The sequence below is a fragment of the Solimonas sp. SE-A11 genome (assembly GCF_030345715.1).
In the GTDB taxonomy this organism is placed as follows: domain Bacteria; phylum Pseudomonadota; class Gammaproteobacteria; order Nevskiales; family Nevskiaceae; genus Solimonas_A.
Window position 1 is genome coordinate 46,461 of record NZ_JAUASX010000002.1, and the last position, 23,375, is coordinate 69,835.

At 66.9% G+C, this 23,375-nt stretch carries 22 protein-coding genes; 15 read left to right on the plus strand and 7 right to left on the minus strand.

Annotated elements, in window-relative coordinates:
* The first annotated feature begins 65 nt into the window (after window positions 1-65).
* From QT386_RS03710 to QT386_RS03760, 11 genes are all read left to right on the plus strand, one after another.
* On the plus strand, window positions 66-389 hold the full coding sequence (locus QT386_RS03710; protein ID WP_289272393.1) for a hypothetical protein: 324 nt from the start codon (window positions 66-68) through the stop codon (window positions 387-389).
* 66 nt (window positions 390-455) lie between these two features.
* Window positions 456-1,478 carry an agmatine/peptidylarginine deiminase gene (locus tag QT386_RS03715; RefSeq protein WP_289272394.1) on the plus strand — a complete coding sequence of 341 codons (1,023 nt, stop codon included), beginning with the start codon at window positions 456-458 and terminating at the stop codon, window positions 1,476-1,478.
* A 24-nt stretch (window positions 1,479-1,502) separates the two neighbouring features.
* Window positions 1,503-2,396, plus strand: coding sequence for a carbon-nitrogen hydrolase (locus QT386_RS03720; RefSeq protein ID WP_289272395.1), 894 nt, complete (start codon window positions 1,503-1,505; stop codon window positions 2,394-2,396).
* Between the two features lie 30 nt (window positions 2,397-2,426).
* A complete protein-coding gene (locus QT386_RS03725) occupies window positions 2,427-4,061 on the plus strand; it encodes a Na+/H+ antiporter (protein WP_289272396.1) in 1,635 nt (544 codons plus the stop codon).
* A 13-nt stretch (window positions 4,062-4,074) separates the two neighbouring features.
* Complete coding sequence (locus QT386_RS03730) at window positions 4,075-4,557, plus strand: DUF6265 family protein (protein WP_289272397.1); 483 nt, start codon at window positions 4,075-4,077, stop codon at window positions 4,555-4,557.
* A 32-nt stretch (window positions 4,558-4,589) separates the two neighbouring features.
* On the plus strand, window positions 4,590-5,723 hold the full coding sequence (locus tag QT386_RS03735; RefSeq protein WP_289272398.1) for an acyl-CoA dehydrogenase family protein: 1,134 nt from the start codon (window positions 4,590-4,592) through the stop codon (window positions 5,721-5,723).
* A 137-nt stretch (window positions 5,724-5,860) separates the two neighbouring features.
* Complete coding sequence (locus QT386_RS03740) at window positions 5,861-6,607, plus strand: BPSS1780 family membrane protein (protein WP_289272399.1); 747 nt, start codon at window positions 5,861-5,863, stop codon at window positions 6,605-6,607.
* A gap of 68 nt (window positions 6,608-6,675) precedes the next feature.
* Complete coding sequence (locus QT386_RS03745) at window positions 6,676-7,080, plus strand: VOC family protein (RefSeq protein WP_289272400.1); 405 nt, start codon at window positions 6,676-6,678, stop codon at window positions 7,078-7,080.
* 6 nt (window positions 7,081-7,086) lie between these two features.
* Window positions 7,087-7,713: a carbonic anhydrase gene (locus tag QT386_RS03750; RefSeq protein WP_289272401.1), complete on the plus strand. Its 627-nt coding sequence runs from the start codon at window positions 7,087-7,089 to the stop codon at window positions 7,711-7,713.
* Between the two features lie 13 nt (window positions 7,714-7,726).
* Complete coding sequence (locus QT386_RS03755) at window positions 7,727-8,245, plus strand: GNAT family N-acetyltransferase (protein WP_289272402.1); 519 nt, start codon at window positions 7,727-7,729, stop codon at window positions 8,243-8,245.
* A gap of 72 nt (window positions 8,246-8,317) precedes the next feature.
* Entirely contained in the window at window positions 8,318-8,980 is a 663-nt protein-coding gene (locus QT386_RS03760) for an energy transducer TonB (protein WP_289272403.1), read from the plus strand.
* On the opposite strand, the gene QT386_RS03765 is transcribed toward QT386_RS03760, so the two are convergent.
* From QT386_RS03765 to QT386_RS03795, 7 genes are read right to left on the minus strand one after another with little or no spacing between them, the layout of a single operon-like run.
* Window positions 8,977-9,585, minus strand: coding sequence for an ABC-type transport auxiliary lipoprotein family protein (locus tag QT386_RS03765; protein ID WP_289272404.1), 609 nt, complete (start codon window positions 9,583-9,585; stop codon window positions 8,977-8,979). The genes QT386_RS03760 and QT386_RS03765 overlap by 4 nt on opposite strands.
* Complete coding sequence (locus QT386_RS03770; RefSeq protein ID WP_289272405.1) at window positions 9,582-10,520, minus strand: MlaD family protein; 939 nt, start codon at window positions 10,518-10,520, stop codon at window positions 9,582-9,584. The genes QT386_RS03765 and QT386_RS03770 overlap by 4 nt, the downstream gene beginning before the upstream one ends.
* Window positions 10,517-11,326 carry an ABC transporter ATP-binding protein gene (locus QT386_RS03775; RefSeq protein WP_289272406.1) on the minus strand — a complete coding sequence of 270 codons (810 nt, stop codon included), beginning with the start codon at window positions 11,324-11,326 and terminating at the stop codon, window positions 10,517-10,519. Before QT386_RS03775 ends, QT386_RS03770 begins: the two co-directional genes overlap by 4 nt.
* A gap of 40 nt (window positions 11,327-11,366) precedes the next feature.
* The gene (locus QT386_RS03780; protein WP_289272407.1) at window positions 11,367-12,155 is read right to left on the minus strand and encodes an ABC transporter permease; all 789 of its coding nucleotides are present in this window, start codon (window positions 12,153-12,155) and stop codon (window positions 11,367-11,369) included.
* Window positions 12,156-12,182: 27 nt separating this feature from the next.
* Window positions 12,183-12,482 (minus strand): STAS domain-containing protein, encoded by a 300-nt coding sequence (locus QT386_RS03785; protein WP_289272408.1) that lies wholly within the window; start codon window positions 12,480-12,482, stop codon window positions 12,183-12,185.
* Window positions 12,479-14,200, minus strand: a complete 1,722-nt coding sequence (locus QT386_RS03790) for a SpoIIE family protein phosphatase (protein ID WP_289272409.1) — start codon at window positions 14,198-14,200, stop codon at window positions 12,479-12,481. Before QT386_RS03790 ends, QT386_RS03785 begins: the two co-directional genes overlap by 4 nt.
* A 3-nt stretch (window positions 14,201-14,203) precedes the next feature.
* Window positions 14,204-14,644, minus strand: coding sequence for a hypothetical protein (locus tag QT386_RS03795; protein ID WP_289272410.1), 441 nt, complete (start codon window positions 14,642-14,644; stop codon window positions 14,204-14,206).
* 152 nt (window positions 14,645-14,796) lie between these two features.
* Here QT386_RS03795 and ettA point away from each other — a divergent pair, with 152 nt between their 5' ends.
* The 4 genes from ettA (at window position 14,797) to QT386_RS03815 (ending at window position 23,000) form a co-directional block, all read left to right on the plus strand.
* Window positions 14,797-16,461 (plus strand): energy-dependent translational throttle protein EttA, encoded by a 1,665-nt coding sequence (gene ettA, locus QT386_RS03800; RefSeq protein WP_289272411.1) that lies wholly within the window; start codon window positions 14,797-14,799, stop codon window positions 16,459-16,461.
* Between the two features lie 137 nt (window positions 16,462-16,598).
* Window positions 16,599-17,390, plus strand: a complete 792-nt coding sequence (locus QT386_RS03805; protein WP_289272412.1) for an ATP-binding protein — start codon at window positions 16,599-16,601, stop codon at window positions 17,388-17,390.
* 125 nt (window positions 17,391-17,515) lie between these two features.
* Window positions 17,516-20,140, plus strand: coding sequence for a DUF1302 domain-containing protein (locus QT386_RS03810; protein ID WP_289272413.1), 2,625 nt, complete (start codon window positions 17,516-17,518; stop codon window positions 20,138-20,140).
* 301 nt (window positions 20,141-20,441) lie between these two features.
* The gene (locus QT386_RS03815) at window positions 20,442-23,000 is read left to right on the plus strand and encodes a DUF1302 domain-containing protein (RefSeq protein WP_289272414.1); all 2,559 of its coding nucleotides are present in this window, start codon (window positions 20,442-20,444) and stop codon (window positions 22,998-23,000) included.
* Window positions 23,001-23,375: the final 375 nt, after the last annotated feature.

The following is a 23,375-nucleotide window of genomic DNA, read 5'->3' on the forward strand; positions in this document are numbered from 1 at the left end:
CGCCCTCCGCCCGGGTGCTATAGTTCGGCAAAACTGATCGGGGTCAGGGAGTTATGCGCACAACCTTGCTTGCTTTCGCAGTGGCGCTCGGCGCCGCCGCCGGCGCTGCCCAGGCCGATGTGCTGACGCTGCCCGAGGAACCCTCGGCCGCCACGGTCAGCGTACCCGCCCGCGGCAGCTCCATGGCCACGGTCAGCCGCCAGTTCGGCGAGCCCAGCGTGAAGCACCCGGCCAAGGGCGGCGGCTCGGCCCAGCAGCCGCCGATCACGCGCTGGGACTATCCGGCCTTCTCGGTGTTCTTTGAGCGCAGCGCCGTGATCAACGTGGTGGTCAAGGGCGCACCCATGCCGATCCAGAACAAGGATGAATTGCAATCCGCGAGCCCCTAGAATCGCGGGCCGCTGAACCGTATCCAAGGGGCGCGCAAGCGCCCCTTTCTCGTTTTGGAGATGCCGATGTCCGTGATCCTGCCTTCCGAGTGGGCCCCTCAGTCCGCCATCCAGCTCACCTGGCCGCGGCCGGACGGCGATTTCGCCGAGCGTTTCGAGGCCGTGGAGGACAACTTCCTGCGTCTGGCCGCTGCCATCACCCGCTTCCAGGAACTGATCGTGGCCTGCGGCGAAGACGTGGAAGGCCTGCGCGCCCGCCTGCTGGCGGCTGGCTGCCCAGCCGCACGCCTGCGCCTGTTCGCCGTGCCGGCGGATGACGTCTGGGCCCGCGACCATGGCCCGATCACGGTGTTCCGCAACGGCAAGCCGATCCACCTGGATTTCATCTTCAACGGCTGGGGCAACAAGTTCGACGCCAGCCAGGACAACGAGGTGACGCAGGGCCTGGCCAAGGCCGGCGCCTGGAACACCCTGGTGGAATCGATCGCCTTCGTGCTGGAAGGTGGCGGCATCGAGAGCGACGGCCAGGGCACGCTGCTGACCACCGAGCGCTGCCTGCTGGCGCCGACCCGCAATCCGCAGTTCGACAAGGCCCATATCGAGGCCAAGCTCAAGGCCTGGTTCGGCCTGGAGCGCGTGCTGTGGCTGAAGCACGGCGACCTGCTGGGCGACGACACCGACGGCCATATCGACACCGTTGCGCGCTTCTGCGACGCCGCCACCATCGCCTACCAGGCCTGCGACGAAGCCTCCGACGCGCACTACGAGGACCTCAAGGCCATGGAGGCGGAGCTGCAGGCCTTGCGCCAGGCCAACGGCCAGCCCTACAAGCTGGTGCCGCTGCCGCTACCGACCGCGATCTTCGACGAGACCGGCAAGCGCCTGCCGGCCGGCTACCCGAACTTCCTGATCATGAACGGTGCCGTACTGGTGCCGACCTACGGCGTGGAGACCGATGCCGAAGCCCTGCGCCGCCTAGTGCCCTGCTTCCCGGGGCGCGAGGTGATCGGCGTGGACTGCCGCACCCTGATCCACCAGTACGGCAGCCTGCATTGCGTGACCATGCAGATCCCCTCGGCAGTGGGCTGAAGACAGCCCGAGCAGGAGAACCCGATGACCGCCAAGACCCAGATCCTCCGCGTCGGCCTGGTGCAGCAGAGCTGCAGCGGCGAGCGCGAACCCACTGTGAAGACCACCGAGCAGGGCATCCGCGAGGCCGCCGCGCGCGGCGCGCAGCTGGTGCTGCTGCAGGAGCTGCACACCGGCCTGTACTTCTGCCAGCACGAGGACACCAGCCTTTTCGACCTGGCCGAGACCATCCCCGGCCCGTCCACCGAGCAGTTCGGCGCACTAGCCGAGGAACTGGGCATCGTGCTCGTCACCTCGCTGTTCGAGAAGCGTGCGCCGGGGCTGTACCACAATACCGCCGTGGTTTTCGACCGCAGCCGCAAGATCGCCGGCACCTACCGCAAGATGCACATCCCGGACGACCCGGGGTACTACGAGAAGTACTACTTCACTCCCGGCGACCTTGGCTTTACGCCGATCCAGACCAGCGTCGGCAAGCTCGGCGTGCTGGTCTGCTGGGACCAGTGGTACCCGGAAGGCGCGCGCCTGATGGCCCTGGCCGGTGCCGACCTGCTGCTCTACCCCACCGCTATCGGCTGGAACCCGCAGGATCCGGAGGACGAGCAGGCCCGCCAGCGCGACGCCTGGGTGACCATCCAGCGTGCCCATGCCGTGGCCAACGGCCTGCCGGTGCTGGTGGCCAACCGTGTCGGCTTCGAGCCGGACCCCGCCGGGCAGTGGCCGGGCTCGCGCTTCTGGGGCCACAGCTTCGTCGCCGGCCCCCAGGGCGAATTCCTGGCCAAGGCCGGCGTGGAGTCCGAGGTACTGGTGGTGGACGTGGACCTGGCGCGCAGCGAAAGCGTACGCCGCTGGTGGCCATTCCTGCGTGACCGGCGCATCGACGCCTACGGCGACCTGGTGAAGCGTTACATTGGCTGATGCGGCCATGAGCGGTCGCGACGGAGCGGCATGCAGTCGATAGAAGTCGTCCTGGCGATGCTGCTGGCGGTGCTCGCCAGCGGCTATCTCGTGCGCATGCTGCCCTTCAGCCTGCCGCTGCCACTGGTGCAGATCGGCCTGGGTGCGGTGATCTCCGGCGTGTTCAAGCAGGGCGTGGAGCTGGACCCGGACATCTTCTTCCTGCTGTTCCTTCCGCCGCTGCTGTTCCTGGACGGCTGGCGCATCCCCAAGAGCGGCCTGTTCCGCGACCGCGGCGTGATCCTGGCCCTGGCGCTGGGCCTGGTGGTTTTCACCGTGCTGGGCGCCGGCTTCCTCATCCACTGGATGATCCCGTCGATCCCGCTGCCGGTGGCCTTTGCCCTGGCGGCCATCATCTCGCCCACCGACCCGGTGGCGGTCTCGTCCATCGCGGCACGCGCGCCGATCCCCAAGCGAATGATGCACATCCTGGAGGGCGAGTCGCTGCTGAACGACGCCTCCGGCCTGGTGTGCTTCCGCTTCGCCGTGGCCGCCGCGATGACCGGCGGCTTCTCGCTGGCCTCGGCCTCGGTGACGTTCCTGTGGGTGGCACTGGCCGGCCTGGCGGTGGGCGTGGCGGTCACCCTGGCCATCGCGCGCGCGCAGAACTGGATTTCCCGGCACTTCGGCGAGGAGAGCGGCTCGCCGATCCTGGTGAGCTTGCTGACCCCCTTTGGGGCCTACCTGCTGGCCGAGCACCTGGAAGCCTCCGGCATCCTCGCCGCCGTGGCGGCGGGCATCACCATGAGCCGCGTGGAACTCAGCGGCCAGGCCCTGGCCAGCACCCGGGTGCAGCGCGCGGCCGTGTGGGACACCGTGCAGTTCACCCTCAACGGCATCATGTTCGTGCTGCTCGGGGAGCAGTTGCCGGGCATCCTTAGCGACGCCCTGGGCTCGGTCGAGGAAGCCGGCCACATGAATACCTGGTGGCTGGCCGTCTATGCCCTGGGCATCAGCACCGGCCTGGCGCTGCTGCGCTTCATCTGGGTCTGGTGCTCGCTGCGCTGGAGCTTGCTGCAGGCGCACTGGCGAGGCGAGCAGCCGGAGCCGCCACATTGGCGCCTGGTGGCGGCGATGTCACTGGCCGGTGTGCGCGGTGCCATCACCCTCGCCGGCGTGCTGACGCTGCCGCTGCTGCTGCCCGATGGCCGCCCCTTCCCGGCCCGCGAGCTGGTGGTCTTCCTGGCCACCGCGGTGATCCTGCTGTCGCTGGTCGTGGCCAGCCTGGCCCTGCCGCGGGTGCTGCGCGGCCTGCAGATGCCGGCCGAACCGGCCGAGCGCCGGGAAGAGGATCTGGCCCGGCTGGCCGCCGCGCGCCGGGCGGTGGCGGCCATCGAAAAGGCCCAGCGGGAGCTGCCGGCCCGCGCCGGAGAGGCGGAGCTGTACACCGCGGCGGCGGCCCGGCTGCTGGCGCTATACCAGAACCGGCTGCATGATGTCGCCCCCAGCGGGACCGATGCGGCCCAGTTGCGGCAGGCCGACCAGATCGAGCGGACGCTGCGCCTGGCCGCCCTGCAGGCGGAGCGCGAGGAGATATTCACCCTTGCCCGGCACCGCCGCATCTCTGACGAGACATCGCGAAAGCTGGTGCGCGAGATCGACCTGATCGAGTCGCGCTATCGCTGAACCGGAGGACAACGTGCACAAGATCCTGATGCTGGGCCTGGCCCTGCTGGCCGCCCCCGCCCTGGCGGCCAAGCCGGCCGACGACGACGCGCTGCGCGTCACGCAGTTCAAGTGGCTATCCGGCTGCTGGGGCTTCGACACCGCCGACGGCGTCTACGAGGAGCAATGGACCACGCCCACCGGCAACAGCATGCAGGGCCTGTCGCGCCGCGTCGGCGAAGGCTACACCCGCGAGTACGACTTCATGCGCCTGGTCACCAGTGGCGGTGGCGGCTTCGATTTCGTCTCGCAGCAGTACGGCGGCGACGAGAGCCGCTACAACTCCAGCAGCGTCGCGCCCAACCGCGTGGTGTTCGAGAACCCCGAGCGCCCCTTCCCGCGCAAGATCTCCTACGAGTACGCCGCCCCCGACAAGCTCACCATGCGCCTGGAGGGCACCAGCGACGGCCGCCCCACGGGCCTGAGCTTCCCGATGAAGCGCAAGAGCTGTCCTTGAACGATTTTTCTTCACTTAGCACAGGAAACACCGTGAGCAACGAACTGGAGCTGTTCCGCGACAACGTCCGCCGCTTCTTCGCCGACGAGGTCGAGCCGCATTACGAGAAGTGGGAGAAGGACGGCATCCTGCCCAAGTCCCTCTACCTGAAGATGGGTGAAGCCGGACTGCTCTGCGTAGACCAGCCGGAGGAATACGGCGGCATCGGCGCACCCTTCGAGTTCTCCTGCGTGATCGTGGAGGAAGCCGCGCGCATGGGTTTCCTGGCGCTGGCCTCCAACCTCACCGTGCACTCCGACATCGCCGCGCCCTACATCCTGCACCTGGGCACCGAGGAGCAGAAGCAGAAGTACCTGCCGCGCATGGCCTCCGGCGAGTGCATCGGCGCCATCGGCATGACCGAACCCGGCGCCGGCTCCGACCTGCAGGGCATGAAGACCAGCGCCCTGCTGGAGGGCGACACCTACGTCCTCAACGGCTCCAAGACCTTCATCACCAACGGCCAGAATGCCGGCGTGGTGGTGCTGGCGGCCAAGACCGACCCCAAGGCCGGCGGCAAGGGCACCACCCTGTTCACCGTCGACACCGACCTGCCCGGCTTCAAGCGCGGCCGCAACCTGGAGAAGATCGGCCTGCACTCGGCCGACACCTCGGAGCTGTTCTTCGACAACGTGCGCCTGCCGGCCTCGACCGTGCTGGGCCGCGTCGGCGGCGGCTTTGGCCACCTGATCGACGAACTGCCGCGCGAGCGCCTGGTGCTGGCGGTCAGCGCCATCGGCCACGCGCAGGGCGCGATGGAGAAGACCATCGAATACGTCACCACGCGCAAGGCCTTCGGCCAAGCCATCGCCAGCTTCCAGAACACCCGCTTCGAGCTGGCCAAGATCAAGACCGACATCGAGGTGCACCGCGCCTTCACCGAGAAGTGCGTGGCGCTGTACGCCGAGCAGAAGCTCGACGTGCCGACCGCCGCCATGATCAAGCTCTCCACCACCGAGATGGAAGGCCGTGTCACCGACGCCTGCCTGCAGCTGTTCGGCGGCTACGGCTTCATGGCCGAGTACCCAATCTCGCGCTACTGGGCCGACGCGCGCATCCAGCGCATCTACGGCGGCACGTCGGAGATCATGAAGGAAGTGATCGCGCGCTCGCTGGTCGGGCGCTGAGTCGCGGCACCTGGGCTCCGGGGGGCGCGGCAACAGCCGCGCCCCTTGTCGTTTTGGGGGGCGGACCGCCGTGTTTCGCTTGCGCGTCATGGGCCATCGCGTAGCATGCAGGCATCACGAACACACGGAGCCCCGCGATGTCCGACACCTCCTTCCGCAAGGTCTCCGCCGGACGTGGCCTGGCCTGGGTCACCGAGGGCTTCGGCCTGTTCAAGCGATCGCCGGGGCTGTGGATCGGCGCGATCCTGCTGTGGTTCGCGGCGGCGGTGCTGCTGTCGCTGATCCCGCTGGTCGGTTCGCTGGCCTTCAACCTCTGCTTCGCCATGGTGCTCGGCGGCTTCCTGCTCGCAGCCCGCGAACAGGACGAGGGCCAGACCCTGCGGCTCCAGACCCTGTTCGCCGCATTCAAGCCACCGCACCTGGAACCGCTCCTGCTGCTGGGCGTGGCCTACCTGGTGATCGGCCTGGTCATGGCCCTTGCCGTCGTCATTCTGGTGGTGCTGGTGTTCGGAACCGCCGTCCTGTCGGGCGACATGCAGGATTTCAACCTGGGCCTGGGCGCCATCATTGCCACCATCCTGTCCCTGCTGATGATCGCGGCGTTCTCGCTCGCCACCTGGTTCGCTCCGGGGCTGGTGGTGTTTCGCGGTGCCACGGTGATGGAAGCCCTGAAGCTCAGCTTCAAGGCGGGCCTCGGCAATCTCGGCGCCTTGTCGGCCTATGGCTTGGTCGCCATTGGCCTGGGCCTGCTGGCCATCATCCCCTTCGGTCTCGGCCTGATCCTGCTGGCACCGGTGATGATGGCCTCGGCCTGGCGCTGCTACCGCGACATCTTCGGCAGCGGCGACGAGCCGGCGGCAGAGCCCGAACCGTCGGTGCTGTAGCTTCCTCGGCGCGGCCCGGGCGTCTGAGCTGTCCCTTCGCCGCAGGGACGCGGCGCCAGGAGCAAGTCATGGATTTCCTGCTCAACCTCGATGTCGACGACCTCGGCAGGGCCACCGCCTTCTACCAGTCCGCCTTCGGCCTGAAGCCCGGCCGGCGGATCGGCGGCGGTGGCGTGGAGATGCTGGGCGGCCCGGCCCCGATCTGGCTGCTGGAAAAGCCAGCCGGCTCATCCACTTCAGGTACCATGGGCGAAACCCGGCGCTATGGCCGGCACTGGACCCCGCTGCACCTGGACTTCATCACCCCGGACGTCGACGCCGCGGTGACGCGCGCGCTGGCAGCCGGTGCGACGCTGGAGCACCCGGTATCCACGCACCCCTGGGGCCGGCTGGCGCTGATGGCCGATCCCTTCGGCCATGGGTACTGCTTCGTGCAGTTCCTCGGGCAGGGTTACGACGAAATCGCGGAGTAGACAGACTTGATTGACGCAAAGGAAGCCCTGCGACGCCTACAGGATGGCAACCACCGCTTCGTATGCGGTGATCGCAGCATGGACGCGGCCGCCGAGGCGGCGCGACGCAACCAGTTGGCCAACGGCCAGGAGCCGTTCGCCATCATCCTCGGCTGCTCGGACTCGCGCGTGCCGGCGGAGATCGTCTTCGACCAGGGCCTGGGCGACCTCTTCGTGATCCGCGTGGCCGGCAACATCGTGGCCCCGACGCAGATCGGCAGCGTGGAATTCGCCGCCGAGAAATTCCGCACGCGGCTGGTGGTGGTCCTCGGCCACACCTGCTGCGGCGCCGTGGAAGCCACGGTGGATGACCTTACCCGCCCTGCGGGCAACCAGTCGCTCAACCTTCGCACCATCGTGGACCGCATCCGGCCCTCTGTCTCGCCGCTGATGGACTCGGCCCTGCGCCATGACCGCCCCGCCCTGTTGCAGGAAGCCGTGCGCGCCAACGTGCGAGTCTCGGTCAGCCAGCTGCGCCAGGGCTCTGAGATCCTGGAGAACCTCGTGTGCAACGACGGCCTGCTCGTCGTGGGCGCCGAGTATTCCCTGGAGACCGGTAAGGTCGACTTCTTCGACGGCCTGCCGTCGGACTAGGACGGCCCGGGCCATGCTGATCCGCGCATATCGTCCTGGAGAAGAGGCGGCACTGCGCGAGGTCTTCCGCTCCTCGGTGCACCAGCGCGCCCGGCGCAATTATTCCGCCGAGCAACTGGACGCCTGGGCACCGCTGGAGTATGACCAGGACTGGTGGAACAACCGCATCCGCGGCAACCGCCCCTTCGTGGCCGAGATCGACGGACGCATCGCCGGCTACGCCGACCTGCAGGACTCCGGCTACATCGACCAGTTCTTCGTCGCTGGAGGCCACACCGGCCACGGCGTGGGCAGCGCCCTGATGCGCCATCTGCTGGCCGAAGCGACCCGGCGCCGCATCGGCGGCCTGTTCGCCGACGTGAGCCTAACCGCAGAATCCTTCTTTGCCCGCCACGGCTTCACGGTGGAGACGCGCCGCCAGGTGGTGGTGCGGGGCGTCACCCTGGCCAATGCGCGCATGCGCCGCACCGCGCCCGAGCCGCCCGTGGCGCGCTCGGGCCAGTACCAGCAGGATGAGGAGCCCCCGGCCTGAGTCACGGGGCCTGATGGGCGCGAGCCACCGTGGCATGATGCGACCGGTTTTCTACGGAAGGGCCTCGAGCCGATGCGCACCCTGCTGTCCCTACTGCTGATCGCCTGCGCTGGCGCTGCTGCCGCGCAACCGCTCGCCCCCGGCCTGCCCGCCGCTCCCATCGCCGCCCCCGCTCCACCGGTGAACGTAGCGCCGCTCTATCCGGAAGCGGAGCGCATGGCAGGCCACGAGGGACGCGTGATGCTGGACGTACAGGTGCTGGTGGATGGCAGCGCCGGCGCGGTCGCCGTCTTCCAGGGTTCCGGCTATCCGGCGCTGGATCAGTCGGCCCTGGACGCCGTCCGGCAGTGGCAGTTCAAGCCCAAGCTGGGCACCGACGGCAGGCCCGTCACCTCGATGGTGCGCCTACCGGTGGACTTCCGCCTGGCACAGGCCCAGACGGCCAGCAGCACCGCCCTGCAGGCGTTGATGCAACAGCCCTGCTCCCAGCTCACGGCGGAGGTCTCGGCCTTCCGCGCCGCCACGCCGGAGCGCAGCCTGGGCGACCTGCCAGTGTTCCGCACCAGCGGCGAGCTGGTGTTCGCCGCCGCCAGCCGCAAGAGTTCCGAGGTGAAGGCCCGCGTACTGCGCACGCTGCCCCAACTCTACGAGCAGGTGGCGCTGGACTGCGCCACCGCGCCGGATGCACTCTACGAGGACGTGCTGGCCGAGGCGACGCGACGGCTGATGCGCTAGGGCGCAGCAGGCTCGCCGCCGTTGGCCAGTGCTGGCTGCAACCCCCAGAGCTCGCCTGCCAGCTTGGCGAAGGCCTCTCCGGCAAGCTGGGTCACGGCTGCCACGTAGGCTTCAGGCGCGGAATCGGCAGGCAGCGGACGCTGCCCGTTCACGACCAGGTTGCGCAGCGGACGTCCATCACGGTCATTGACCAGGAATTCAAGCGACAGCACGGCGCGGCGCCCACCCTCGGTCTGCAATTCCATCTGACGGATCGCCGGCTGCACGGAGACGTCACCACGTACACGATTGCCGGCGGTATAGACCTCGGTGGCACCCGACGCGCGCAGCGAATCCACCAGCGCGCCATGCAGCTCCAGGCCCGGCGACTCCGCCCAGAAGTGGCGGTAGTACTGGCGCAGCGCCGACCCGCGCGCCCACAGCAGCGGCCGCTCGGCATAGACCCCCGGTGCACTGAAGGGCATCACCACCACGCGCGGAGTGAAAACTCCCAGGGCCGCGGCGGCAGGAGGCTCAAGCCGGTAGTAGACCTCCTGCGGCGGCGTCGGCACGGACAGGCAGCCGGCCAGCAGCGCGGCCAGCAGGATCGGCAGGAACAGCTTCATGGTTTCACCTCGGCCGGCGGGCCGTCTTCACGCGGCGGTTCGGGAGACCGCAGCAGGGTGCCGGGGCTGCGGCGGATCTGGCGGCTGAATTCCTGCAGGTTGCGAGTGCTGCTTTCCACGTTCTGGGCAATGGACTCGGAGCGCCGCGACAGACTCTCCAGCGTCAGGCGCAACTCGCGCAGGGCCGCCAGCGCGTCGGGTGTGGCCTGCTCCAGCTGCTTGCTGCTCTGGCGCAGGCTCAGCATGGTCTGGTCGGCGTTGTCGATGGTGCGGCCCAGGGCTTCGACACGCTGCGGCGACAGCATGCGGTCGGTGCGCTCGCTGAGACGCTGCAGGTTGGCCAGGATCGTCGGCACCTCTGCGGACGCGGCCGCCATGACCTTGTTGCTGTTCTGCGCCAACGGCCGGATGTCCTCCTGCAGGATGGTACCGAGCAGGGTCACCTGGGTATTGAGATTCTTCAGCAATGGCAGCAGGGCCTCGTCGGTCAGCTCGTCGACGTTGCCGGCCAGGCCCTGGACCGTGGACATCAGCCCACCGGCGCCACCGCCAGTGATGGTCGCTCCGGGCGCCAGCGCCTGCGGGCTGACGCCGGCGGAAATCTCGATGGTCTGCGGCGCCAGCACGCCGCTGGCGGTGGAGCGGGCGATGCTGTCGCTAGGGATCTTCCAGCCCTCGATCACCGACAGGCGCACGCGAAAGCGCATCTGCCCCTGCTGCTCGAAGGGTTCGATCTCCTCGACCTGCCCCACCGGATAGCCCTCGAACAGCACCTTGGAGCCGAACTTGAGTCCGGTGACGTTGCTGTAGAGGGTGTAATAGGTTTCGGTGCTGCCGGTGCGGCCGGCCAGGAAGGCCAGCGTCAGCACCAGGCTGGCGAGGCACAGCAGCACGAAGCCGCCGACCAGCGTCAGGTTCCATTTGTGGTTGATCATGCGATCGCTCCGCCGCTCACCGGCCCGCCGGTGAGGCGCTTCAGGTATTCCTCGGGATTCAGTTCCAGCGGCTGGATGCGCCGGTTGAGCAGTGCCTGCACCCGCTCGCTGGGGCTGGCCCTGACCTCGGCCACGCTGCCGCAGACCAGGATGTCACCGTGGTCCAGCACTGCGATGCGGTCGGCGATCTTGAAGGCGCTTTCCAGCTCATGCGTGACCACCACCAGACTCATGCCTGTGGCGTCGCGCAGCTTCAGGATCAGCTCGTCCAGCGAGGCCGCCACCACCGGATCCAGGCCGGCGCTGGGCTCGTCCAGGAACAGCAACCGTGGGTCCATGATGATGGCGCGCGCCATGGCGGCGCGCTTGATCATGCCGCCGGAAAGCTGTGCCGGCATCAGGTTCTCGCAGCCGGCGAGATTCACGATGTCGAGCTTGAGCCGCATCATGATCTGCATGGTGGACTCGTCAAGCCGCGCGTGCTCGCGCAGCGGCAGCATGACGTTCTCGCCCACGCTCATGGAACTGAACAGCGCGCCGCCCTGGAAGGCCACGCCCATCTTGCGGCGCAGCTCCACCAGGCGCTGCGCCGGAATGGCGTTGATGTCCTCGCCCAGCAGGCGCACGTGACCGGAGTGCGGCGTCTGCAGGCCCAGCAGGTGGCGCAGCAGCGTGCTCTTGCCGGAGCCCGAGCCGCCCATGATCACCATGATCTCGCCGGCCTGGACCTGCAGGTCGATGCACTTGAGCACGGTGTGCTCGCCGTAGCGGGCCACCAGGTTTTGCACCTCGATCACGGCGCTCATCGGGTCATCAGGAACGTGTAGGCATTCATCGTCTTCACTTTTATCTTGTCATCAGGAAAGTGAAGACCATATCCGTGATCACGATGGCCGAGATCGCGTGCACCACCGAGCGTGTGGTCATGCGGCCCACGCCCTCGGCGCCGCCGGTGACCCCCAAGCCGTTGACCACGCCGACCAGGGTGATCAGCATGCCGAACAGCACGCTCTTGCCGATGCCGTGCAAGATGTCGTGGTTATCCAGGTACAGGCGCAGCTCGCCGAGATACGCGGTGAACGACATGCCCAGATCCAGAGACACGTAGATGCCGGCACCGAGCAGCGCCACCATGTCGGAATACCAGGTCAGCAGCGGCACCATCAGCACCATCGCCAACAGCGAGGGTGCTACCAGGTAGCGCACCGGGTTGATGCCGATCACCGTCAGGGCGCTGATCTCCTCGTTGATCTTCATGGTGCCCAGGCGCGCCGCCAGTGCCGAGCCGGAGCGGCCGGCGACCAGGATGCCCGTGATCAGTGGCGCGAACTCGCGCGTGATCGACAGGGCGATACCCAGGGTCACCTGGCTTTCCGCGCCGAAGATGCTGAGGGTATGGATGCCCTGGATCGCCACCATGGCGCCAATGGCGAAGCTCAGCACCGTGACGATGGGCAGCGCCCGCAGGCCGATGTCCATGCACTGCGCCAGTACCGCGGAGAAGCGCACCGGCTGGCGCCGCCGAGCACCGGTGAAGATCCAGCCCAGGCTTTCCAGCAGCAGCACGGCCGCCAGCCCCAGCTCGGCGATGCCGGCCAGCGTGTTGCGCCCGATCGTCTCCGCCGCATTGCGCATCAGGTCACCGGTTTTTCGCAGGATACCTCACAGGATGCGGAAGACCTTGTCCAGGCGCGCCAGGGCCAGCACCTTCTGCACCGTGCCGCCGACGCGCACCAGGGAGAACTCGTGACCAGCCGCCTTCGCCTTCTGGAAGGCTTCCACCAAGCTGGCGATGCCGGAGGAGTCCATGTAGCTCACCCCTCCCATGTCGACTACCACCGGCATGCCCCGGCCCACGGCCTCCAGCAGCGTCTGGCGCGCCAGCGGCGAGGTTTCCAGGTCGATATCCCCGGTCAGGACCACCGTGGCGGCGCCGCCGTCCTCGCTGATGCGGAAACTCATTCCTGCCCTCCCTGTTTCTTGCCGGCCAGGCGCTTGCTCAGCGCCAGGCGGTTGCCCGCACCGCGCGGCGGCCGCAGGTATTTCATGCTGTCGGTCAGGGCCGACATGAAGAAGGTCCCCAACCCCCCGGGCCGCAGTTCTTCCAGCGGCCGTCCCTTGCACTCATCCTGTTTGACCGGCGGCGCGAAGTCCACCAGTTCCACCGTCAGTCGGCCGGCCACGCGGCGCATGCTCAGGTCGATCCGCCCGCCCACGTGATCCCGATAGCCGTGGCGGATGATGTTCTGGCAGGCCTCGTCCACCGCCAGCACCAGTTCCTGGGCGGTTTCGGCGGCCATGCCGGCCTTGCCGGCGATATCCGCCACCAGGTGGCGGATCACCTTGAGCTGTGTAGCTTCCGCCGGGAAGGACTGGCGCAGCAGCAGGTCGCGGCGGGCCCGCCTGGACGCCTTGCCCTCCACCACCAGCAAGGTGATGTCGTCGCGCAGGTCGGCGCCATCCGGCGCCAGCGAATCCGCCAGGGCTTGAACCCGCTCGGCCAACGGCAGGCTGGCATAACGCCCGATCAGGGCCTGGATGCCCTCGGCACCGCGCATGGCGCCGCGTTCATCGCGGCTCTCGGTGCAGCCATCGGTATAGAGGTACAGGCTGCCGCCGTCGAGCCGCAGGACCGTCTCGGGGTAGATGCCGCTCTCCGGCATGACGATACCCAGCGGGGGCTCCTCCGCCGGGAAAGCCTGGTACTGGCCATTGCGGTCACGCCAGACCGGCGGCTCATGTCCAGCATTGGCGAAACGGACCGTGTAGCTGCGAGGGTCGTAGATGCCCACGACCATGGTCACGAACATGCCCTGCGACATGGTTTCCATCAACTCGGTGCCGATGCGTGCCAGCAGCTTGCCGGGCTTGCGCATCTGCCGGGCCTCGCTGCGGAATAGGGTGGCGGCCTTCACCGCGACCAGTGCGGCATTCATGCCCTTGCCGGAGACGTCCGCCAGGGCGAAGGCGATGCTGCCGCCAGCCAGCGGCAGCACATCATAGAAATCCCCGGAGACCCCGCGGGCCGGCAGGTTCACGCCCCGCACCCATTCACTGGTGATGCCGTCACGGGGCAGCAGAGCGCGCTGCACGCTGGCGGCCAGTTCCAGCTCGCGCCGCGTACGGGCCTGCTCCACCTGCTGCTGCATCAGCCTGGCATTGGTCAGGGCCAACGCCGCGGCATTGGCCAGGGTGGCCAGGGCCTCGCAGTCGCGCTCCGAGAACAGGTTGTCGCAGTCGCGCCGGTTGACCACCTCCACCGCCCCCAGGCGCTGGCCCTTGACGCTCAGGGGCACGCAGATCAGCGAGCGAATCTGGTAGTCCATCTGCGCTGAGGGTGGCACGAAGTCGGGGTCCAGGCGCGTATCGGCCACCAGCTGGGGTTCATCGCGCTGCACGGCACGGCCGACGACGCCGGTCCCGACGGGCAGCGATAGGCCCGTGATGTCGCTGGGGCCGACGCTGGCCTGGCAGACCAGCCTCGCCCGGGGATCGTCGTGCTCTCCCTCCAGAAGGAACAGGCAGGCCGACTCGGCGTTCATGGCCTCGGCGATGCGGCCCAGCGCCCGCCGGACCATGGACAGTTCGATGTCGAGGCTGGCGAAATCCTCCAGCAACTCGGCGAACAGCGAGAGATAGTCGGTGCCTGGGGAGGTCCCGGCCGGCATCCCGGGCGTCATGCCCTATTCCGGGGCCTTGCCATCGGCGGATGGGGCCGACGGATCCGCCGGCTCCTCCTTGGGCTTGGGCTTCTTGATGTCGTCCGGGTCCACCAGCTTGTTGACCTTCAGTTCCGGCGGCAGCATCCACTCACCCAGGTCATGCCCGGCCGCGCGCATGGCCTTGGCCATCTTGTAGAGCTGGCGATCATTGCCCTTGGTGCCGGCGAAGCTGCCGGGGCGCGCCACCATGACCTGGAACTGCTCCAGGAAGCGGCCACGGTCGGATACCACGTTGCCGCTGCTGAGGCGGGACTGGGCCCACTTGTGGGCCACCATGTACTCGTCCATCGCCACGATCATGGCCCCACCCCCGTCAATCACGATCATCGCCACCTCGCCCTGCTTGGCCACGCGGGCTCGCTGGGAAAAGGCCTCGAACAGGGTTTTCTGCTTCTGGGACATCCTTATCTTCCTGGTTCCCGCCGCTCCGGGCGGGGGCTCTGCAACGGATATTGACCCGCCGACCGCGAAAAGGCCATTTGAAGCTCGAACGGACGCGGACCGGCGACGGCGGACGGGGTAGAATTACTGCCTTTCCAGCGAACACTCCCACCATGTCCCAGTACGTCTACACCATGAACCGGGTCGGCAAGATCGTGCCGCCCAAGAAGGAAATCCTTCGCGATATCTCCCTGTCCTTCTTCCCGGGGGCCAAGATCGGCGTGCTGGGCTACAACGGCGCCGGCAAGTCCACGCTGCTGAAGATCATGGCCGGCATCGACAAGGACATCGTCGGCGAAGCCCGGCCGATGCCGGGGCTCAAGGTCGGCTACCTGCCGCAGGAGCCCAAGCTGGACCCGACCAAGAACGTGCGCGGCAACGTCGAGGAAGCCCTGGGCGAGCTGCTCAAGCTCAAGGCAGACCTGGAGGCGGTCTACGCCGCCTACGCCGAGGAAAACGCCGACTTCGACAAGCTGGCCGCCAAGCAGGCCGAGCTGGAGGCGCAGATCGCCGCCGCCGACGCCGAGAACATCGACCTGATCCTGGACAAGGCTGCCGAGGCCCTGAACCTGCCGCCCTGGGACGCCGACGTCACCAAGCTCTCCGGTGGCGAACGCCGCCGCGTGGCGCTGTGCCGCCTGCTGCTGTCCAAGCCGGACATGATCCTGCTGGACGAACCCACCAACCATCTCGACGCCGAGTCGGTGGCCTGGTTGGAGAAGTTCCTCAAGGACTTCCCGGGCACCATCATCGCGGTCACTCATGACCGCTACTTCCTGGACAACGTCGCTGGCTGGATCCTGGAACTGGACCGCGGGCACGGCATCCCCTGGCAGGGCAACTACTCCTCCTGGCTGGACCAGAAGGACAAGCGCCTGGAGACCGAGCAGAAGCAGGAAGACGCTCGCGCCAAGGCGATCAAGGAAGAACTGGAGTGGGTGCGCAAGAACCCCAAGGGCCGCCAGGCCAAGAGCAAGGCCCGCATCAAGGCTTTCGAGGAACTGGCGTCGCAGGAATACCAGAAGCGCAGCGAGACCAAGGACCTCTACATCCCCCCCGGCCAGCGCCTGGGCGACATGGTGGTGGAGGTCAGCAACCTCGGCAAGAAGTTCGGTGACCGTACCCTGTACGAAGGCGTGAACTTCAAGGTGCCGCGCGGCGCCATCGTCGGCATCATCGGCGCCAACGGCATGGGCAAGACCACGCTGTTCCGCATCCTCACCGGCCAGGACAAGGACTACCAGGGCACGGTCAAGGTCGGCGAGACGGTGCAGTTCGCCTATGTCGACCAGAGCCGCGACGACCTGGACGGCGACAACACCGTGTTCAAGGAGATCTCCGGCGGGCTGGACATCCTGCGGGTCGGCAACTTCGAGATGCCCTCGCGCGCCTACATCGGCCGCTTCAACTTCAAGGGCGAGTCGCAGCAGAAGCGCGTCAAGGAGCTCTCGGGCGGTGAACGCAACCGCCTGCACCTGGCCAAGATGCTGCTGCAGGGCGGCAACGTGCTGCTGCTCGACGAACCGACCAACGACCTGGACGTGGAGACCCTGCGTGCGCTGGAGGAGGCGATCCTGGACTTCCCGGGCTGCGCCATGGTGATCTCGCATGACCGCTGGTTCCTGGACCGCGTCGCCACCCACATCCTCGCCTTCGAGGATTCGGGCGAGGTGACCTGGCTCGAGGGCAACTACCGCGAGTACGAGGAAGACTTCCGCCGCCGCACCGGCTCCGAGCCGGGCGTCAACCGCCGCTCGCGCCACAAGAAGCTGGCCTGAGCGAGATGGAAACTGGCCTGAGCTCGATAGATGGCCATTGATGGATGATGAATAGTAGATGTCGGCAACAAGGCCCGCTTCGGCGGGCCTTGTTTTTCCTCACTATCCACAGACGCCTCTCCGCTGCAGCCAATGCCATGAGCCCGACCGCCGCCCCCTTGCCCCCCGCCCTGGCCTACCGCTGGCGCCATGGCGCCCTGCAGCCGCTGGAGTTCGTGCAGCAGCTGCCGCCGGACCAGCTCCTGGCGGTGGACCGGCAGAAGCAGTTGCTGATGCGCAACACCGAACGCTTCGTGCGCGGCCTACCGGCCAACCACGCCCTGTTGACCGGCGCCCGCGGCACTGGCAAATCCTCACTGGTCAAGGCCATGCTGGCGGCCTACGCCGGCGAGGGCCTGCGCCTGGTGGAGGTGCCGCCGCACGACCTGATCGACCTGCCGGAGATCGTGGCACCCCTGCGCAGCCAGCGCGAGCGCTACGTGCTCTACGTGGACGACTTCTCCGTGGCCTCCAGCGACCCGGCCCTGACGGCCCTCAAGACCGCCCTGGACGGCGGCGTGGAGGAGCCGCCCGAGAACGTGCTGATCTACGCCACCAGCAACCGCCGGCACCTGATGCCCGAGTCGCGCCGCGACAACGGCGAGTACCACTGGATCGACGACGAGCTGCACCCCGGCGAATCCACCGAGGAGAAGATCGCCCTGTCGGAACGCTTCGGCCTGTGGCTGTCGTTCCAGTCCTTCAACCAGGACCAGTACCTGGACCTGGTGCGCCTGCACCTGGGCAACCTCGGGCACACCGCCTGGGACGAAGAAACCGAGAAATCGGCACTGCGCTGGGCACTGAACCGTGCCTCGCGGTCGGGCCGCGTGGCCCGGCAATTCGCAAGGGATTGGGCGGCCTCCGGGCCGAGAACGACGACAAGCTGAAAAACATCTGTTAAGCGCTTAAAAACTGGCTAGAATCCGCCCCATCAGGGGCCAGCTTCGCCGCAATCCATATGCGGCTTTCATCAATCAGGCCCCGCGCGGTTCTTTTTGATGAGGAGATTCGAATGGCGTCAGCCCCCCTGCGGCGCGTGGCATTGCCCGCCCTTGCCCTGTCCAGCCTGCTGGCCGCCACCCCGGCTTCCGCCCTCAACCTGAGCCTGTTCGACGGCCAGGTGGAAGGCGTACTGAACACCGCGATCAGCGTCGGCGCCGCCTGGCGCATGGAGGATCGCACCCCCGAGCTGGTCGGCAAGTCGAACCTGAATCCGGATCTCTGCAACAAGCAGTACCAGCAGTGCCAGGCCCTTTTCCGTGACCAGATCTATCCGTCGCAGCGCCTGGCCAATGCACCTGGTCAGTTCAGCATGCGCAACGACGACGGCAACCTGAACTACGACAAGCATGACATGGTGCAGGGTGTCGCCAAGATCACCCAGGACATCAACCTGACCTGGGGGGAATTCGGCTTCTTCGCGCGCTGGCTGGCGTTCTACGACTTCGTCAACAACGACTTCACCGAGTACCACCCCAACCGCATCACGCGCGAGAACGTCAACCAGGTCGGCTATGCCGGCGACAACGATATCTCCAACCGTTACTTCGCCACCAAGCGGGTCTATGGCCCCGGCGGCGTGGTGCGCAACAGGCGCAATGACGGCGAGGTCCTGCGCCAGATCGGCTCCGACCTGCAGTGGCTCGACGCCAACATCTACGGCCGCCTACCGGTATGGGGCGAAAAGGAGATCAGCTTCAAGATCGGCCGCCAGACCGTCAACTGGGGTGAATCCACCCTGCTGGTGATCGGCTCGGTCAACCAGGCCCAGCCAGTAAACGCCAACAACCTCTATCGCGTCGGCTTCCAGGTGGAGGAGGTATTCACGCCGATCGCCTCGGTCTTCGCCAGCATGGACCTGTTCGAGAACGCCACCGTCGAGGCCTACTACCAGCTCGAGTGGAAGCCGGTCGAGGCACCGGCGCCGGGCAGCTACTTCGGCTTCGCCGACATCGGCACCAACAACGCGGTGATGAACGCCAACCTGAGCTTCGGCGGCTCCGCCGAGGATCCAGACCGCGCCTATCGCGGCGACAGCGCCGCCACCCAGACCGGCTACCTCGACAACCCGCTGACGCTGGTGACGCCGACCTCGGCCACCGTGCTACGCGACAAGGATCGCGAGGCCCGCGACAGCGGCCAGTACGGCCTTGCCTTCAAGTACTACGCCGAGAACTTCAACTCCGGTACGGAGTTCGGCTTCTACTTCATGAACTATCACTCGAAGCTGCCCTACGTCAGCTTCATGTCCACCGACGCCTCCTGCGCCCGCCGCGAAGGCAACCCGATGGGAATCGACGTCACCAACACGCTCGAATACATCTCCGCGTGCAAGGACAACCCGGTCTTCACCAACGGCAACGCACTCAACCCGAACTCGCCGTCCGCCCAGCTGCTGGCCGACGCCCTGCCGCTGTTCACGCGCCCCGGCATCATCAACGACCTGGGCCTGCTGCAGGACCCCGTGGGCGGCGTGGTGGACCTGCTACGCGCGCTGCCGACGCTGGTCGGTGGCGGTAATCCCAACGCCACCGGCACCACCCGCTCCGCCGTGGCACTGGATACCGCCCGCATCTTCTTCGAGTACCCCGAAGACCTGAAGATGTTCGGCATGAGCTTCAACACCACGGTCGGCGACTACTCGATCCAGGGTGAAGTCGCCTACCGTCCGAACCAGCCGCTGCAGGTCGCCATCGCCGACCTGTCGCTGGCCGCCGCCGGCCCGACGCTGACGCGCTGCCATGATCCGAACCTGAACTGCGCCGGCTCTCTCGCCGGTGGCCAGGGCTTCGACGAGAACGGCAACCAGGTCCACTACGACCCCAGCGACTTCCTCGACCAGAACGGCAACAACCCCTACCGCGACACGGTCAATATCCTGCTGGGTCACGGCCCGGGCTCGGCGCGCGCCTTCCCGAACTTCGTGATTCCCTACCGTGGTGGCGTGGTCGGCGAGAACGCGCCCAACAGCTATATCCGCGGCTACGAGCGCTTCGATACCTTCCAGTTCAACCTCGGCTTCACCCAGGTGCTCGGCGCGACCGACAACCCGATCGGCGCCGACCAGGTGCAGCTGGTGGGTGAGTTCGGCGCGGTCTGGATCCCCGACCTGCCCTCGCTGGACCAGTTGCAGATCGAAGCACCGGGCGTCTTCACCAGCGCCACCGCCGGTGCCGACGGCTCGGGTTTCGTGCTCAAGGACCCGTCCCTGCCGCACAATGCCCAGACCAATCCCTGGGTAGCCGTGGGCGGCCAGCAGCAGGCCTGCTCCACCAACCCGACCTGCAGCTACGGCCCGGACGGCCTGCGCTTCAATCCCCACCAGGCCAACCTGGATGACTTCGTCGACAAGTTCTCCTGGGGCTACCGCATCATCAGCATCATCAAGTACGAAAGCGTCGCCCCGGGCATCAGCCTGCAGCCCTTCATCATCTGGAGCCACGACGTGAACGGCACCGGCCCAGGCCCGGCCGAGAATTTCGTCAAGGGCCGCAAGTCGGTGCTGGCGAACCTGGAGACGCGCTACAAGGAAGCCATTTCCTTCACCGTGGGCTACGGCTGGTACTTCGGCGGCGGCGATAACAACCTGTACAGCGACCGCGATTTCGCACAGGCCTTCGTGCGTTACCAGTTCTGAGAAGCAACTTTTATGACCAATTAAAAGGCCCGCTTCGGCGGGCTTTTCCTTTTTCGGAGCAAAAGTCCGGTGGCGCCATCCATGGCGGGACCTTGTTTCGCCCATGTTCCCCTGCCCCGGCCATCCATGGCCGTGCGTTCGGCGCCGCAGGCGATGCGATTCAACGCATCGCCAAAGCGCGTCACCTCAACCGCCTCGGCAGGCTTTGTCTTTTTTGGTTTGCCCTACCCCGTTAAGATGGTTGCAACGACGACCGGACTCCATGCAGGGCCCGGCGCGACACTTGACGAGGATTTCCCCCATGAAGAACAGCCACACGTGGTTGATCCGTTCCGTTCCGGGATTGCTGGCCCTGGCCTGCAGCGCTCCTGCCCTGGCCCTCACCTTCGACTTCGCCGGCGGCGAAGTGACCGGTGTACTCAACACGGCGATCACCGCCGGTGGCGCCTGGCGCATGGAGGACCGCGCCTCCGACCTGGTCGGCAAGGCCAACCTGAATCCGGACCTCTGCGGTGGCCGCTACCAGTCCTGCCAGGGCCTGTTCAAGGAGCAGACCTACCCGGCGCAGCACCTCGCCGCCGCCCCCGGCCAGTTCAGCATGCGCAACGACGACGGCAATCTGAACTATGACAAGGGGGACATGGTCCAGGGCGTCGCCAAGGTGACGCAGGACCTGACGCTGAACTGGAACGGTTTCGGCTTCTTCGCGCGTTGGCTGGCGTTCTACGACTTCGTCAACAACGATTTCACCGACTACCACCCCAACATGATCACGCCGGAGAACGTGAATCGCGTGGCCACTACCGGGAATGCGGAATCCAATCGCTTCTTCACCCGCGTCTACGGCAAGGGCGAAGCCGTGCGCAGCCAGCGGCGCAACGGCGAGGTGCTGCGCCAGGTCGGCAGCGACCTGCAGTGGCTCGACGCCAACATCTCCGGGCGCCTGCCGCTGTGGGGTGACAAGGACATCTCCTTCAAGCTCGGCCGCCAGACGGTGAACTGGGGCGAGTCCACGCTGCTGGTGATCGGCTCGGTCAACCAGGCCCAGCCAGTTGACGCCAACAATCTCTACCGCGTCGGCTACCAGGTGGAAGAGGTGTTCACGCCGATCGCCTCGCTGTTCGCCAGCATGGACGTGTTCGAGAACGCCACCGTCGAGGCCTACTACCAGTTCGAGTGGAAGCCCGTGGTGGCGCCGGCTCCCGGCAGCTTCTTCGGCTTCAACGACATCGGCACCAACAATGCCATCGACAGCCTCAACCTGACCTTCGGCACCTCGCCGGACGACCCCGACCGCGCCTATGCCGGGGCCACCGCGCGCCAGCAGCTCGGCTATGCCGACAACCCGCTGACCCTGATCACGCCAACCACCACCACCTTCCAGCGCGGGCGTGACCGCGAGGCCAGCGACCAGGGCCAGTTCGGCATCGCCTTCAAGTACTACGCCGAGAACCTCGGCTCTGGCACCGAGCTGGGCTTCTACTTCATGAACTACCACTCGAAGCTGCCCTACGTCAGCTTCAACTCGTCCGCCGCCTCCTGCGCCCGCGCCGAGGGCAACCCGCAGGGCATCAACGCCACCAACACCAGTACCTTCCTGCAAGCCTGCCCCAACGTGCCGGTCACCACCAACCTGGGTGCCACCCTGCGCCTGACGGGTGACGCCCTGCTGCTGGGCCTGTCGAATCCGGCGATCCTCGCGGACCTCGGCCTCTCCAACCTCGCGGGCCTGGGCGAACTGCTCACCGGCCAGCCGGGCCAGCCGCACTCCAACGCCATTGCCCTGGATTCGCCGCAGCCCTTCTTCGAGTATCCCGAGAACCTGAAGATGCTGGGCCTCAGCTTCAACACCACCCTGGGTGACTACTCGATCCAGGGCGAGGTCGCTTACCGCCCCGACCAGCCTCTGCAGGTCGCGGTCACCGACCTGGCCTTTGCCGCGCTGGGCCCCACGCTGACGCGCTGCCACGACGCCAGCCTCGGCTGCGCCGGCTCGCGCGGTGGCAGCGGCTTCAACGAGAACGGCCAGTTCGTCACCAACGAATACGGCAGCAGCGACTTCACCGACGCCAACGGCAACATCGTCTATCGCGACACTCTGAACCTGCTGGTGGGCCACGTGCCGGGCTCCGCCCGCGCCTTCCCCAGCTTCGTCATCCCCTACCGCGGCGGCGTGATCGGCGAGAACGCACCGAACAGCTACATTCGCGGCTACGAGAAGTTCGATACCTTCCAGTTCAACCTCGGCTTCACCCAGGTGCTGGGCAACACCGACAACCCCATCGGCGCCGACCAGGTGCAGATCGTCGGCGAGTTCGGCGCGGTGTGGATCCCCGACCTGCCGCCCCTGGACCAATTGCAGATTGAAGCCCCCGGCGTCTACACCCACGCTAGCGCCGGTGCCGATGGCAGCGGTGCCGACGGCTCGCGCCAGGCCTGCTCCACCAACCCCAGTTGCACCGTCAACTACGACCGCAACGGTGACGGCATCTACGACGTGAATGCCGGCGACGTCTACGGCGACGGCCTGCGCTTCAACCCGCACCAGGCCAACCTCGACAACTACGTCGACAAGTTCTCCTGGGGCTACCGCCTGATCACCATCATCAAGTACGAGAGCGTGGCACCCGGCATCAGCCTGCAGCCCTTCATCGTGTGGATGCACGACGTCAACGGCACCGGCCCCGGCCCGGCGGAAAATTTCGTCAAGGGCCGCAAGCAGGTGATCGCCAACCTGGAGACGCGCTACAAGGAGGCCATCTCCTTCACCGTGGGCTATGGCTGGTTCTTCGGCGGCGGCGAGACGAACCTGTACCGGGATCGCGACTTTGCCCAGGCATTTGTGCGGTATCAGTTCTGAGCAGGGCCGCTACCCCATGAGCCCAGAGCAGCACGCAATGATGCTCTGGGCTCAACCTTTCAAAATCTTGGTGAGCGCAAGCGAGCGCCTTTGACGATGGGGGCCCATTATCCGAGTGCCTGCGCGGGGAGCGGATGCAGGGTCGCGCCGGACAGGATGTCCGGCCGAGGGGCCTGAGGCCATGGATGGCCTGTGGGCCTGACCCGTCGCGCCCGACCGCCGTGCAGATTGCCCCGCTTCAGTGGCCGCTCGGACTTGGGGCGCTTTCTTTTGGTTATCTTTTCTTTGCGCACACAAGCAAGGAAAAGTAACTCGCCCTCAGGTGAAACCAATCCTCAGTGTTCCACGGCACCTGGCCATGGCGGGTCGTATCGA

Coding starts and splice junctions, on each gene's coding strand:
- QT386_RS03715 (WP_289272394.1), top strand. CDS start 456: ATGTCCGTGATCCTGCCTTCCGAGTGGGCCCCTCAGTCCGCCATCCAG.
- QT386_RS03720 (WP_289272395.1), top strand. CDS start 1,503: ATGACCGCCAAGACCCAGATCCTCCGCGTCGGCCTGGTGCAGCAGAGC.
- QT386_RS03725 (WP_289272396.1), top strand. CDS start 2,427: ATGCAGTCGATAGAAGTCGTCCTGGCGATGCTGCTGGCGGTGCTCGCC.
- QT386_RS03740 (WP_289272399.1), top strand. CDS start 5,861: ATGTCCGACACCTCCTTCCGCAAGGTCTCCGCCGGACGTGGCCTGGCC.
- QT386_RS03745 (WP_289272400.1), top strand. CDS start 6,676: ATGGATTTCCTGCTCAACCTCGATGTCGACGACCTCGGCAGGGCCACC.
- QT386_RS03755 (WP_289272402.1), top strand. CDS start 7,727: ATGCTGATCCGCGCATATCGTCCTGGAGAAGAGGCGGCACTGCGCGAG.
- QT386_RS03760 (WP_289272403.1), top strand. CDS start 8,318: ATGCGCACCCTGCTGTCCCTACTGCTGATCGCCTGCGCTGGCGCTGCT.
- QT386_RS03765 (WP_289272404.1), bottom strand. CDS start 9,585: ATGAAGCTGTTCCTGCCGATCCTGCTGGCCGCGCTGCTGGCCGGCTGC.
- QT386_RS03770 (WP_289272405.1), bottom strand. CDS start 10,520: ATGATCAACCACAAATGGAACCTGACGCTGGTCGGCGGCTTCGTGCTG.
- QT386_RS03775 (WP_289272406.1), bottom strand. CDS start 11,326: ATGAGCGCCGTGATCGAGGTGCAAAACCTGGTGGCCCGCTACGGCGAG.
- QT386_RS03780 (WP_289272407.1), bottom strand. CDS start 12,155: ATGCGCAATGCGGCGGAGACGATCGGGCGCAACACGCTGGCCGGCATC.
- QT386_RS03785 (WP_289272408.1), bottom strand. CDS start 12,482: ATGAGTTTCCGCATCAGCGAGGACGGCGGCGCCGCCACGGTGGTCCTG.
- QT386_RS03790 (WP_289272409.1), bottom strand. CDS start 14,200: ATGACGCCCGGGATGCCGGCCGGGACCTCCCCAGGCACCGACTATCTC.
- QT386_RS03795 (WP_289272410.1), bottom strand. CDS start 14,644: ATGTCCCAGAAGCAGAAAACCCTGTTCGAGGCCTTTTCCCAGCGAGCC.
- ettA (WP_289272411.1), top strand. CDS start 14,797: ATGTCCCAGTACGTCTACACCATGAACCGGGTCGGCAAGATCGTGCCG.
- QT386_RS03805 (WP_289272412.1), top strand. CDS start 16,599: ATGAGCCCGACCGCCGCCCCCTTGCCCCCCGCCCTGGCCTACCGCTGG.
- QT386_RS03810 (WP_289272413.1), top strand. CDS start 17,516: ATGGCGTCAGCCCCCCTGCGGCGCGTGGCATTGCCCGCCCTTGCCCTG.
- QT386_RS03815 (WP_289272414.1), top strand. CDS start 20,442: ATGAAGAACAGCCACACGTGGTTGATCCGTTCCGTTCCGGGATTGCTG.